Origin of the sequence: Candidatus Erwinia haradaeae (assembly GCF_900699015.1) — a bacterium.
Taxonomy (GTDB): domain Bacteria; phylum Pseudomonadota; class Gammaproteobacteria; order Enterobacterales; family Enterobacteriaceae; genus Erwinia_E; species Erwinia_E haradaeae_E.
Genome location: NZ_LR217737.1, coordinates 367,814 through 382,325 on the forward strand (window position 1 = coordinate 367,814; position 14,512 = coordinate 382,325).

Annotated in this window: 8 protein-coding genes; 4 read left to right on the top strand and 4 right to left on the bottom strand. The window is 26.9% G+C overall.

What is annotated here, in order from left to right; all coding sequences use genetic code 11:
* The first annotated feature begins 461 nt into the window (after window positions 1–461).
* Entirely contained in the window at window positions 462–1,118 is a 657-nt protein-coding gene (grxB, locus tag ERCIPICE3303_RS01055; RefSeq protein ID WP_157990902.1) for a glutaredoxin 2, read from the top strand.
* Window positions 1,119–3,703: 2,585 nt separating this feature from the next.
* Window positions 3,704–4,591 carry a protease HtpX gene (gene htpX / locus ERCIPICE3303_RS01060; RefSeq protein ID WP_157990903.1) on the top strand — a complete coding sequence of 296 codons (888 nt, stop codon included), beginning with the start codon at window positions 3,704–3,706 and terminating at the stop codon, window positions 4,589–4,591.
* Window positions 4,592–4,749: 158 nt separating this feature from the next.
* Here htpX and ruvX read toward each other — a convergent pair whose 3' ends face one another.
* From ruvX to gshB, 3 genes are all read right to left on the bottom strand, one after another.
* The gene (ruvX, locus tag ERCIPICE3303_RS01065; RefSeq protein WP_157990904.1) at window positions 4,750–5,181 is read right to left on the bottom strand and encodes a Holliday junction resolvase RuvX; all 432 of its coding nucleotides are present in this window, start codon (window positions 5,179–5,181) and stop codon (window positions 4,750–4,752) included.
* Complete coding sequence (locus tag ERCIPICE3303_RS01070) at window positions 5,178–5,744, bottom strand: YqgE/AlgH family protein (protein ID WP_157990905.1); 567 nt, start codon at window positions 5,742–5,744, stop codon at window positions 5,178–5,180. The genes ruvX and ERCIPICE3303_RS01070 overlap by 4 nt, the downstream gene beginning before the upstream one ends.
* A gap of 96 nt (window positions 5,745–5,840) precedes the next feature.
* Entirely contained in the window at window positions 5,841–6,782 is a 942-nt protein-coding gene (gshB, locus tag ERCIPICE3303_RS01075) for a glutathione synthase (protein ID WP_157990906.1), read from the bottom strand.
* A gap of 774 nt (window positions 6,783–7,556) precedes the next feature.
* On the opposite strand from gshB, the gene ERCIPICE3303_RS01080 reads away from it, so the two are divergent.
* Together ERCIPICE3303_RS01080 and murA are read left to right on the top strand one after the other, a co-directional pair.
* Window positions 7,557–7,796, top strand: coding sequence for a BolA family protein (locus ERCIPICE3303_RS01080; RefSeq protein WP_157991287.1), 240 nt, complete (start codon window positions 7,557–7,559; stop codon window positions 7,794–7,796).
* A gap of 105 nt (window positions 7,797–7,901) precedes the next feature.
* Window positions 7,902–9,161 carry a UDP-N-acetylglucosamine 1-carboxyvinyltransferase gene (gene murA / locus ERCIPICE3303_RS01085; protein ID WP_157990907.1) on the top strand — a complete coding sequence of 420 codons (1,260 nt, stop codon included), beginning with the start codon at window positions 7,902–7,904 and terminating at the stop codon, window positions 9,159–9,161.
* Window positions 9,162–11,940: 2,779 nt separating this feature from the next.
* Here the strand turns inward: murA and infA are convergent.
* Window positions 11,941–12,159: a translation initiation factor IF-1 gene (gene infA, locus ERCIPICE3303_RS01090; RefSeq protein WP_157990908.1), complete on the bottom strand. Its 219-nt coding sequence runs from the start codon at window positions 12,157–12,159 to the stop codon at window positions 11,941–11,943.
* Between the last annotated feature and the right edge of the window lie 2,353 nt (window positions 12,160–14,512).

Below are 14,512 nucleotides of genomic sequence, written 5' to 3' on the forward strand. Positions count from 1 at the left end.
TTTTAGATATTTTATAAATGCTAATTTAGATAATCAATAGTATGGAATTAGTAATAGTCACTTATAATACTTTATAAGTGATGTCTTGTTTAATTTAATTGAATCTCTATTTTATATTTTTTTACTATATGAGTATAGGGGTAAATAATTACATGTTTCTAGTATTGTATATCGAGATCAATTTCTAATCACATAGAAGTTAAAAAATAAATCGTCCTCTAATATTAGAGGTACTTCTATCTAAATATGATCGATTATTTCTAGCAGAAAGGAAGTTCTCTCATGTCGTTTATTATCCATATAACTATAACTATAATTACATGGATACCACCTTATTTAAAGATGTAAAATCTTCTATATTACTACTGGTCTATCATAAGTCTCTTTTCCCTAAATCTCTAATATTATAAAATGGGGTTAATAAACACCCTATTGCATCATCGCTTGATAAGGAGATTGCATTGAAGTTATATATATATGAACATTGCCCGTTTTGCATTAGAGTTCGTATGATTTTTGGAATAAAAAATATTCCTGTTGATTTAATAGTTTTAATGAATAATGATGAATATACACCAAAGTATATGATTGGAAAGAAAATAGTTCCAATTTTAATGAAACAAGATGGAAGTTATATGTCAGAGAGTCTTGATATTATTTCATACATTGATTCGTTGGATAATAAATCTTGTATTATAGGTATTCCTAGATTATCAGTGACTACTTGGTTTCAGAATGTCAATAGTTATGTCTATAAACTTCTTATGCCGTATTTATCAACACCATTATTTTCTGAATTTTCTACTTTGGAGGCACGTAAATATTTTATTAATAAAAAGGAGAGTACTTATGGTAAGTTTTCTGATCTTAAGAAAAATCGTTTAGTTTTCATTCAAGATATTAACTATGATTTATATAAGCTTGGTTCATTAATAATCTATTCTAATGCAATTAATGGAGAACTGTCTTTTAATGATTTTCAGATTTTTCCATTACTTCATTTACTTCATTTAATTCCTGAAATTGAATACCCATTATGTGTTCAGCGTTATTACTCCTATATCGTACAACAAACAAAAATAAGTTCTCTTTTCATAGGAGAGGATCAAAGTAGCTAATTATAAAGAATATTAATATATTATTACAATATCATATTTTAGTATATGGCATCATTAATAAATTACTTGGTCAATATGATCTAAGGATTTTTTATAGATTTCATAGAAAATTAATTTCTTGTTATAATAAAATAGTCACAGAATTTATCATCTATCTTAAATAGTACGTAATAAATTAAAAGTTCATTTATGGTTATTACCATAAACTTAGTTCTGATATAGATGTTTCTTTTAATTTATACAAAGTAATCTGTTTAGGACAGATTAGATTATCTGATGTTATTGTGTAGATAACAAGCTATTGTAGATTACTATCAATAATGGTAATATAAATTTTATATAAAATATATTTGTTGGATATACAAATAGTATTATCTATTTATTTATTTTATTTTTAATAAAAATAAATATTTTATTATTAATTATTAAGATTATCTTTATGTTTAAAGTTTTAAGTTAATGAGGTTTAATTATTTGATAATTTTATGATCTTGGTAAGATGAAAGAAGTTAAATTTAGTTAATTTTATATTATAATTAAATATTAAATTAATGAATGATTAAATGGATATATATTAGAATTTTATTGACTTGAACGATGATTGAAATATTTATAGAAATAGATTAGATTTTTATAGAAAGATATAATAGGTTATTTTTATCATTTAAAGTAAAGTTTGTATTGTGATATTTTACATATTTTTATAAATATACTTATGAGATAAGTAAGTATATTCAAATTCCTATTTCTTTCTAAGAACAGAGAATTATATCAGATTCAGTAATATCTAAATATAATAATCTTTATTATAGTTGTTATTGTTATATTTTATATAATTTTAATAATATTAAAATAGGTTTTATTGGTTATAAGGCGACTATGGATTCAGTAGTGAAAACTTCTATTTTTGTTATAGAATATATTAGTTTGATGTGATATCTAGTAGAATATTTATAATATCTATATTTTAGTCGAATATTTGATGTATAACGATTATGTAGACTTATGCACAATCTTGTAAAAAAATCTATTCTAGATTAAGTATTAGAAATCTTAGTAAGTTAGTATACGTTGCTAAGTAATTTGATACAGAATAGAAGGAAAGGATTTTATATGGTATTAAAAATTTCGTTAATAATATGAATTATATTATTATTTAATCTAAAAATTTACTTGATATCATAGCATAGTAGGAAAATAATCTTAATTATAGTGGTTAATTTGATTTCAGATTTTAATCTTTGAGTCTATATTTTTATTTGATTAATTTTATTTAAATCACAAATAATTGAGATCAATATTGGTTATCTTGTGATTAAGGAAGTTAGTTGTTATTTTTTAAGAATATTGGTTTAATAAGTAGTGAATTATTAGATATTCCGATATGTATTTACTACCTAATCATTCTAGATTGTATAATCTTATATTTTTATGAATTATTATAATAAATTTTAATTATAAAATAAGTATTATTTGATCTAGATTATTAGAATCTTTTTTATATATCTTTGGTAACCACAAGTTCTATGAGCATTAGAATTATATGATTGTCTACTATTTTCTTTTTTCTTTATAAAGAAAAGTTTTAAGTTTGTCTATTTTAAATCTAATTATAATTGATAATTAATAAAATATTATTCTATAGCGTGTTAATCAAGCTAGATATAGTTTATATTTTTATATAATTTATGAAGTAATTTCTGTATTGAGATTCTAATAATTATAGCTATACTTGAAATTAAGATAAATTAGAACATGTCTGAGTACACTATCTAATATTTCTTTTTTAGATTCATATGTAATTTGGTGATGATATTCATAATTATATAATTATAGAATTGTTATTCTAGAGTTACTCTAATACAAATTAGACAAGAATAGAATATCATTGCATATTTATGAAATATTTGGTTTGTTCTTAAGCTATTAAGTTATGAAATTATATTCAGTCTATGATGAATGGATTAGTTATAATTTTGTTATTAACATATAAGTAGTATTTGAGTTACTTTTGAATGTTTTTAAAAAGTAAAGACTATGATAATACATTTAATTATAATTATATTATCTTTCTATTTCATAGACATAAACTTATTTTATCTTTAATAAAGAGTATCTAGTAAGAAAATTTTCTATTAAATACTGGTCTTTCATTTATATTTCTATTACTTTAAGGTATGATAAAGCGTAATAGACTTAGACTCCAAACAAGAGAGATATTGATTTAATAGATAACTGTTTATTAAACTAGTAGAGTCAAATAAAATAATTATTTTATTGAGCTAACAAAAGATCATGTAATTTACTATCATATAATGATCAAATCTAGAGTAATGATTTCTGATTAATCTTATGAAGCTCATAAAGCTAAATTATTTAAATCAGGAGGATAGTTATTTTTATCAAAAATTGTAATTTTTATAGAACAAAAGGAATCCTCTAGATTAGATTATTGTTAATTAATAATCTTTTATTCATAGTGAAGAGAAAGATTTTAGGATCTGAATACAATTAGTCTTCTCAATTAAAGAAAATTTTTTGAATAACAGTGGTCACATACTAAACAATTCAGGAAGATAGATATTATGATACGTATTGCTCTGTTTCTTCTCACTAATCTTGGAGTCATGCTAGTTTTTGGTTTAATTCTCAGTGTCACAGGTGTTAAATCAAGTAGTATGATAGGTTTGATGATTATGGCAGGTCTCTTTGGTTTTGGTGGGTCATTTATTTCACTGCTAATGTCTAAATGGATTGCTCTTCGTTCAGTTGGTGGTGAGGTTATTAAACAAGCAGCTAATGAAACAGAACGCTGGTTATTAGAGACTATTGGTTTACACTCTAAAGAAGTGGGTATTTCCATGCCAGAAGTTGCAGTATACCATGCTCTAGATATGAATGCTTTTGCCACTGGAGCACGGCGTAATTCCTCATTAGTGGCAGTATCTACTGGTCTTTTAGAAAATATGACTCGTGACGAAGCGGAAGCGGTATTGGCTCATGAAATTAGTCATATAGCTAATGGTGACATGATCACAATGACATTAATACAAGGTGTAGTAAATACATTTGTAATATTCATATCACGAATTTTAGCTCAGATTGTAGCGAGTTTTATGTCTGAAGATCGTGAAGGGGATGAGAGTAGCAATGGTCATCCTATAGTCTATTTTATAGCTTCTACAGTGCTTGAATTAGTATTTGGTATTCTTGCAAGTATGATTACAATGTGGTTCTCTCGTTATAGAGAATTTCATGCTGATGCTGGTGCTGCTCATTTAGCTGGACGTGAAAAAATGATTTCTGCATTACAACGCTTAAAAACTAGCTATGAACCAGAAGAGGCTAGTAGTATTATGGCATTGTGTATTAATGGAAAATCCAAATGGATCAGTGAATTATTTATGTCACATCCTCCATTAGATAAGCGTATTGAGGCACTACGAAGTGGGAAAGGATTGTTTACTAGATAAAAATTTTTATATTGTTGTAATTCTGTAATGATTTATTTTAATATTATTTTAATATTAATTGCTGTTGGATCTTAATCGATATAAAGATCACTATATAATAATGAAGTTGATTTCATGTAGTGATTTATAACTATGAATATAGCAATAATTCTTCTATTTTATGATAATGCATAATCCTGTTCTAACCAACTTTCTAATATGATTGCCGCGGCTATTGAGTCAATATTTCTTTTACGAAAGGCTTTAAATCCTTCACGATCAAATAATTTTGCACGTGCTTCTTTAGTGGTTAAACGCTCATCTTGCAAACTAATTGGTATATTGTAACGGAGATAAAGGCAGTGAGAAAATTTTCGCGTGTATATTGTTATCATCTGCTCACTGCCATCCATATTTAGTGGCAGTCCTACTATTATACGATCTGGTTTCCATTCTTCTAGAAGAATGTTAACTTTATTCCAGTCTGGTGTGCCATTCTTCGCAGTGATAGTGTTTAATGGATATGCTGTTCCGGTTACATTTTGTCCGCTAGCAACCCCAATATGTCGCATACCAAAATCGAATGACAATAAAGTTTGATAGATGATCATGCATGACCCGCTTCACTAACAATATTATAAATATCTACACCAATATTTTTTGCTGCTTCACGCCATCGCTCTGATATGGGTGTATGGAAGAGGACGTGATTGTTTGCTTTAGTAGTCAGCCAAGCATTATTCATTAGTTCTTGTTCAAGAGGGCCTTTCCCCCAAGCACAACAACCGAGAGCTACTAATATATCTTTTGGTTGTTCAGAAGTACCGAGTGTTTCAAGTACGTCGCGAGATGTAGTCATTACTGTGTTTTCGGATACTCGAATACTAGAAGAAAAAATTTTTTGTGCTGAATGTAAAATAAAACCTCGATCTTCAGCCAAAGGCCCACCTGCAAATACTGGTGTATCTATTTTTTTTGTATTTTCTTCATGTGGAATCGGGTCAATTTTTAGTTTTTTTAACATGTCGTCAACTATAAAATTATCAATTGGTTTATTAATGATAAGACCCATAGCTCCGTCAGAATTATGCTCAAAAATATAGACTACTGCCCGTTTAAAAAAGGGGTTCTGAAGCGCTGGCATGGCAATTAAGAAATTATGCTGTAAATTCATACTAAATTTTCTATAGTTTAGTCATGCCTAAGATGATTAGATTGGCATGATATAAAGGGTTTTATGTTGTGAGATTAGATTATGCTATACAGCAAGTCAGTAAGTATTTTTTTCGATAGAATCCATTAGCATACCAGTAATAGAGATTGGGCATGCAGCTTCAATTTCACAAATACAAGTTGGACTTGTAATATTAATTTCAGTTAGTTTATCACCTATTATGTCTAATCCAACAAAAATAAGCCCCTTTTGATTCAGGGTGGGAGTAATTCTATCGATGATTGTCCAGTCTTCTGAAGACAGATTACGTATTTCACTATACGCTCCAGCAGCAAGGTTTCCTCTTGTTTCACCGGGTTGTGGAATACGTGCTAAGCAATATGGTACTGGTTTTCCATCTACTATAATAATGCGTTTATCACCATCTTTTATAGCTGGTAAGTAAGCTTGTGCTATACAAAAGCGAGTGTTATTATGAGTAATAGTTTCAATAATTACTGATATGTTAGGATCTTTTGGCTTGATATAAAAAATAGAGGCACCACCCATCCCGTCTAAAGGCTTAAGTATTATATGTTTATGTTTTTTCCAGAACTTACGTATTTGGTCAGAATTTTGGGTGACTAATGTATCTGGAATCAAACCAGAAAACCATGTAGTAAATAATTTTTCATTATAATCACGTAAACTCTGTGGTCTATTAATAATTAATGTACCTTGTTTTTCCGCACGCTCAAGAATATAGGTAGCGTAGATAAATTCAGCATCCAAAGGGGGGTTTTTTCGCATCAATATGACGTTAAGGCTCGATAGTTGAATATCTTTTTCTTGACTAAAGGTAAAAAAGGGATAATTATGATTAATTTTTAGCATTCGAGTTCGTGCTCGTCCTTCGTCGTTGTCTAGGTATAGATCAGAGATTTCCATATAATGGATTTCATAGCAACGTTTTTGAGCTTCGCGCAACATGGCAAAGCTGGAGTCTTTATTAACATTAATTGAAGTTATTGGATCCATGACTAACCCAAGTTTGAGCATATTACTCTCCACTAATAGCAATATTTTAATGTTCTATGAAACAGATGGTTGTTTTATTCTCTTTTGCTACAAAATAAGACTTTTATTGAATTTTTATATCTATTTAATATTTTACTATATTATTTAAAAAATATGCAGTATGGAGATATGTAATTTTTACATATTTATAACTACAAGAACATAAAGATATTTTCAATTGTATTTATAAAATTATAATAAGTACCTTAAAAGTTATAAAGGTAGGTTTCTATTGTGTAGTAGACAGTGAATGTTACTGGTTTTTTAAAATTAATAAAAGATATTAATACGTATAACAGAAGTATCTTATATATTCCACTATTATCAGTTGTAGGATAGTAATAATCTTACATTAATAAATTTATTCTTTTGATTAGAAAAATGAGTAAGTTTTAGTGGTAGATAATGATATGAAATTTCATTTATTCATAAATTAATGTCTGTCTATTAGAAAGGATTTAAAATTTTTATTTTAGTATCTTAATTGTATTTTTTTAATTAAGGACTAGACAGAAGACTATTATTGATTACCCAGTTTTGGAATAAGGAAAAATATAAATTATATTTATCTGCTATAATATAGATAGATTTAAATAGAATTATTTTATTTGATTTTTTACTTGATTGCAAAGTGCATGTGGTTTTTCTACTAGATCTTGATTTATATTTTTATATATTATAAAATTTTTTTTAAAAAATGAACAAAATTAGAATAAGATATGAGTGTGATTGATGGGATAGAAAATGAGTCTTATTATAGAAAATAGTGAAATAAGGGATCAGTTAGTAACTGCTTTAGCATTAAAAGAAGCCCATGTTACTAATAATGGAAGTCATTTTCAGGTAATCGCAATTGGTGATCTGTTTAGTGGTATGAGTCGTGTCAAGAAGCAGCAAGTAGTGTATCAAACACTTACGAGTTATATTACTAATAGTAATATTCATTCTGTTTCTATTCAAACCTATACCCCTGAAGAGTGGTGTAACTTAGTATAAATAAAAATCTATTGATTTTTTAATCTTTTATATTGCATTTAATAATATTTAGTCAGTCACGTATATTACATTAACTGGTTATTGAACAACCAGAGAGTAGTGGTAATGGATAAATTCTGCATACAAGGTCCTACCCAATTAAATGGTGAAGTTATTATTTCTGGTGCTAAAAATTCTGCATTACCGATTTTATTCGTTTCTTTACTTGCTGAAGATCCTATTGAAATTTATAATGTTCCAAATTTGAAAGATATAGATACAACGATACAGATTCTGAGGGAGCTTGGTGTAAAGACTAAAAAAAATGGTTATCTACGCGTAGATGCGAGTCAAGTTAATATGTACTCTGCTTCTTATGAGTTAGGAAGTACTATGCGCGCTTCAATTTGGGTTTTGGGACCTTTAGTTGCGCGATTTGGTCAAGGACAGGTATCACTTCCTGGAGGTTGTGCGATTGGAGCTAGACCAGTTAATCTTCATCTTATGGGACTTAAAAAATTAGGAGCTAAAATAAAGGTGGAGGGAGGATGTGTTAAAGCTTCTGTTCATGGTCGTCTTCAAGGGAATCATGTTATTATGACTCAGGTTAGTGTTGGTGCGACTGTAACTATAATGAGTGCAGCAACACTAGCTATTGGTATTACTATTATTGATAATGCCGCACGTGAACCAGAAATTGTTGATACTGCTAATTTTCTTAACATGTTGGGCGCACGAATTCAAGGAGCAGGAAGTAATCGTATCACTATTATAGGTGTTAGAAGGTTAGGGGGGGGTATATATCAGATAATTCCTGATCGGATTGAAACTGGAACCTTCCTGGTGGCAGGAGCGATTTCTGGAGGTAAGATTATTTGTCGGGCAGTACAGCCTGATACATTAAAGACAGTTTTAGATAAATTACATGAAACTGGAGCTGATATTGAAAAAGGTAGTAATTGGATAAGTTTAAATATGCATGGTCAGCGTCCAAAAGCAGTGAATCTGTCTACTGCTCCTCATCCTGGTTTTCCTACTGATCTACAAGCGCAGTTTAGTCTTCTTAATTTCGTGGCTGAAGGATCTGGAATAATTACTGAGACGATTTTTGAAAATCGATTTATGCATGTACCAGAACTAATACGCATGGGTGTACAAGCTGAAATTAAGAAAAATATGTTAATTTGTCATGGTGTAACTAAGCTTTTAGGTGCTCATGTGATGGCGACTGATCTTCGTGTTTCTGTAAGTCTTGTTCTTGCTGGATGTATTGCCGAAGGTACGACTCTTGTAGATCAAATTTATCATATAGATCGTGGTTACGAGATGATTGAGGATAAATTAATAGCGCTTGGGGCAAAGATTAGAAGAATCAGGGGTGATTAATAGGAAATAAAATTGTATTTAAGAAGTGGATGATTAAATAGATCAGATATTTTTATTTGATTGAATTCATTTTATATAGGATAATTATACTTTTTAAGTATAAGTAAAAAGAATATATGATATTTAGGATATAGTAAATATTATAGTTGTATATTATAAATTATTACGTGTTTAGAAGAATTCTTAAACTTTATTGATTATATTCGTAATTTTATAAAATTTTACATTATATTTCGTGCGATACTATGGCTATATTATATTTATAGATAATTTTATTTATTTTAAACAGAGTTCTGTATTGTATATACCTCTATGAATATAAATATTCAAGTATCAATGGTGCATGAAATATTTTTATATTGAATATAGTACAAGGTTTTTCTATATATTACGATAATCTATGATTATTTGATGTATTTTGTATTATCATTTTTTTTTATTTTATCTTGTATAACTTTTATATTAGTGAGAATATTAGATTAATTCATAATAATATATTTTTTATTATTTGATAAAAATGTTATATTGATTGAAGATTAAAATTTAATTCAACATGACTGATTTCCATGATCTTTAAACGTTTTTTAATTCATGTTGCTTGATTTGATCATTATATAACTATACTAATTATTTTATAATATATAGATTTAAGTGTAGATTGAAATATTTTTATATTTTATAAATTAAATGGTATCTAGTATTGGATAATATATCTCTATAGAGTCTACATTATCAAGTGACTATTAGAATTGTATTCTGTAGTGGATAAAGAGATTTGAACCATTTTATATTATCTTTTTATAACCTACACTTTTAGGTAGTTTAAATAGTTATTTTTGTATTATGATTAGTATTTAGGTTTATAAAAGATTTATATTTTATGTTAATAGAGCGTATAGTAGTTACTATAATCATATATTAGATAAAGTATCTGTCTTCAATAAGGCAGGGTATAATCTTGACATCAAAAGTATGATTAATTAATATTACGTAGTATTAAATAAGTGCTTCTTTTTAAAAGGGTTTTGTAGTCTACTTATTTTATGATTATTGCGTAAGAGATGCTATACCTCCCATATTTAGAGGAAATATTTTCTACTAATACTCTTGATTCTGCAAATAGGCGTACAAATAGACTAGACCACTGGAACGATCATAAATCTTAGTGCTCTTCTAAAATATAGCCCCATTGAAATTATAGAATTTTCTTCTATAATAACCTCCCTTCTACGATTTAAGATTGTGCTCCAATAAAACAGTTATCTTCAATAACAGTTGAATGAGTTTACTCTTGTTCTAATACCCCACCGATACCCATACCACCGGATCAGTGCACATTTTAGCAATTTATGCGCCAGATCCAACAGTAGCCCGTGTATCTATAACTATACCTTTATTGATATATGTGCTCCAGTTAATATAAGATGGCATTAGTATAGTATTATTGGTAATATATGCCTATATCGTACTATTCCTGGCGATTATGATACGGAAGTATCTTTCTTAAAGTATGTAGTATCATGATTAGAAAATTTCATAGGTATTTTATTATAGTAGTAACTTTCTGTATTACCCATAATTTGATTTTCGTATATAGAAAAAGAAAGTAGTATTGTTTTTTCACTCAATCACAAGTAATACATTTATTGTTTATTTTTTCGGCAATATGTATTTTCCACTATCTAGCAGCATATTCACATAGTGAATAACTTAAAGTGTTTCTTTATTGATAGTCTTAGGGTGATGTCTAATCATTTGTGAAAAACAGATTGAATCATCTATTTTAATGTTTTCATAAATATTTTCTATGATTTTTAGATTTATTTTCTCTGTTGAGAACCAAAATCAGGATTAATTTGTTACTGAATTATTATAATAGTTTTTGATATAACTATAGATTCCTTTTATATAGCTATCTTGAATCTGTGTTGAAAATTTTTTATTAATTAAGTTAATGATATATTATTGAACAATGATTCTAGTGAAATCTCTAGTTTGTTTATCATTACTGGCCTTTTTTAAAACATTATCTATCTAGATGGATAATGTTTATATATAAAAAATAAAATTATTCTAACTTAAATGAAAGAAAATTATTTGTCTTGATGGTTGGTTTTAACCTCTATATGAAGATAGCTATTTAATTTTGTTTTCATATAAGGATCTGCTTGTAAAATAGATCTGTGGAAGTACAAATTCACTAGAGCTTGGATTTGATCTCTTATTTTTAAATCAGAAAGATTCTTCTGTTATTGTAAGTTTAATATCTAGATTATATTGCAATTTTATTTTATTCGTATTTTACGATATTCAATGAAAATAAGTATGTGCTAGTTATAATATTAAGATGTTTCAGGTCATATATATTATTATTAAGTATTTTCAAATTTAAAAATCATTAATTATATAACTGATTATTTTATATTTTATACTCTTATAAGAATGGCGACTAATTCTGTTAGTTTGGCAAATCGATTATTCTACTATAAGAGATTATTTTTTTTGAGTTACATGCTCTTGTCTTCTTAATTTTAGTTCAATATACAATATTATCAAAATTAAAGTGGTTTGATAGATATAAGAATACACATTAATTTTTAATAGAATATTTTTAAAAATGCTAGATCAACAGCGATCTGTGTATAGGATAAACATCCTTATGTTATTTAGTACTAGAGATAATTCACTTTTGTTTTATTATCTGAAATGAATTTAGAGTATTCCTGTTTCTTTGATTAGAGCTATAATATGAAAAATCGCTTAAGGTTTTGTTTATATTTTATCGGCTTCGAAATATGACTCTACCTTTGCTAAGGTCGTAGGGAGTTATCTCCACAGTAACTTTATCACCTGTGAGTATACGAATATAATTTTTTCGCATTTTACCTGAGATATGCGCTGTAACTATATGACCATTTTCTAATTCAATGCGAAACATCGTGTTCGGTAGCGTCTCTAATACAACTCCTTGCATCTCAATGTTATCTTCTTTAGACATCAAATCCTCTAGGTAAATACCTTATTGTAAAGTGACTAAATACATATCAATTTTTATATATTTCTAATAAATATGTTTAGATTTATTTATTTATGATTTTTTTATTTTTTATTTAAAATCATCAAGTAAAAATAAATGTACAAGAATATAATAAACAATATACACTATAATAGGTTTATTATTAACTTATATTAAGTTTATATCCTATTATTATTATCTTAGTATTTCACATAACTAGAATAATGCCAATACACAATTTTCTTAAATACTTAGATTATCTACTTATCTTGTTTCTGTATTATAAAAATCTTAAAGGAAGGATTCATATAATATGTTTTATTAACAGCTGATTAGTCTTCTTCTCTCTATATAGAAGAAAATTTATATATTGAATATATAGAAAGAAGTGATTGATAATATCTTAAAAATATTCACATAAAATAAAAGATCCATGAGTGATTAATTTATTTACGAATTCATCTTATATAAGAATTAAAATTTGTCAAAAAAAATATCATATCCCTTTAATAAATCATCTTATTTGACTGATAGATAGGATTCATATTGCCTGGTATGGTGACCGCAGGAAAGAAAAAACATTTTTATATATTCATAATAATTAATAAGAGTGTATTGTAGGAAATTTGACCATTTTATTATGGAGATCATTTTTACAGATATGAAATATTACTACATAATTAACAATTATAATAGGGTGATTATTATTTATGTTTAATAAGTATGGATAATCAATCTTTAATTTAGGTTATTAGGTAGTAATAATATTAGTTGTTATAATATTATAAGTTAAGAAAGTCGGATTTGTTGTTACTAATTATGATTGGTGCCACGGAAGGCGAAAATTATATTTATAGACACTGATATGACTGAGTCAAGAGATATAAAATAATGATTTATCTTGTATATTGAGTTTTTTATTAACACGACATATCGACTTTCCTTCCTTAGAAAAAAATATATTTTATATTTAAATTTCTATGATAGTTGCATAATGATTTAGTAATGAACATCTTATCTATGTAAATCTTGAATTATAATACTGGATCTTTAATTTTAGGTTAGATCATCTCAATATACTAGATAACTTATTATAAAATATTTAGTTTTTTCAATAAAATATTGCAATTAAATGTATTGAATAAAATTCATAACTTTAAATATTGTTATATCTTTTTATATTTTATATAACAATTTTTTAACTGATCTTAATTCGAGGTTTGTATTAATAAAATAAAGATTAATGGCTGACTAATAGAGAGATTTTTCTAGTATTATCTAGAGGTTATTTTTTATATGCTCTGCGTTACTATTGGATAATTTTTATTATCTTTTAGCAAAGATGGTCAAATCTGGAAAAATTATTTTTATTTTTAATAAATACCTCTGTATGACTTGATAATCATATTAAGGAGTTTTATGACTAAGATTCAATAAATGTCCTGTTTTATGCCTACAATCATAAAGAATATTTTTAATTTACCATTTTATCCGAAAGGGTAGAGAGAATAATCTTAAATGATCTATATTTCTATATAACATAACTTTATTTATTATGTTATCTTTATCATCTTCTATATCAGTTAAAACTTGTCTTCAACTTTTGGCAAATAAAAAATAACCGAGAGATAACACCATGTATGTTGATAAAATAGATTATTAATAATGTATATATTCGGTAAAAACTCTTAGTAAATACTTCCGTTTAATATATTACTTTAAAAATTAAAAACCATTACTGATTACATTTTATCAAGAGTTTAAGTGTTAAGTATGAGAGTACAACACTATTTGCTAACTTTTTTACTAATATCTCTAACGTTTTGATTAACGCACATCATTTTTATTTTACTAAATATTGTACTATTTCTCTCTTTAACTCTATGAGATTGCTAATGTTTATGGATTGCTAGAGCATATAATGAACGGCATTTATTATTTATATTTTATGAATAGTTCGAGCTGTATACATGATTCATTCTAAATCTTGCTTCAGATAAGGAATCGATATTTTGTTTATATTAGCATGGTTAGTAGTAGGATAAAAACTTGATATATCGTGATTAGTACAGTGTAGGCGAAGACTTATCGCATTAGGAGAAATTGAGATGTCAAAGAAACGAATTCCTGATGTAGGGGTAGTACTGTAATAGCAGTAGACTTAATTTATAGGGGAAATCAAGAGGTCGTTATTATAACACATAATCGATAGAAGTAGTATACATAGATTGATATTTTGATAGATGTCTTTCGGGTTTTATATGTGATCTATGATAAGGAGTAATGTAGACAGATGAGTGTTATTAAGGTATGAAGAGAACAATTATTTTATATT